The organism is Bacillus cereus group sp. BfR-BA-01408 (genome assembly GCF_022663305.1).
In the GTDB taxonomy this organism is placed as follows: domain Bacteria; phylum Bacillota; class Bacilli; order Bacillales; family Bacillaceae_G; genus Bacillus_A; species Bacillus_A pacificus.
Window position 1 is genome coordinate 1 of the sequence record NZ_JAKUFF010000350.1, and the last position, 214, is coordinate 214.

Below are 214 nucleotides of genomic sequence, written 5' to 3' on the forward strand. Positions count from 1 at the left end.
TTGGCCATTTCCATTATTTTGTTCATTTTGTTTCTTTTCTTCTTCTTGTTTCTTTTCTTCTTCTTGTTTCTTTTGCTCTTCTAGTTTCTTTTGTTCTTCTTGCTTTTTAAGATCTTCTTGTTTCTTTAATTCTTCTTGCTTTTTCTCTTCTTCAGTCTTTTGCTGTTGATCTTGTTTTGGTTGTTCCGTTGTATCAGGTACGCTCGTATTTGGA

At 32.2% G+C, this 214-nt stretch carries 1 protein-coding gene; it reads right to left on the reverse strand.

The window, feature by feature from the left end:
- The coding region (locus tag MR083_RS28395) for a hypothetical protein (RefSeq protein WP_242270153.1) at nt 1-214 on the reverse strand (214 nt) is incomplete at both ends.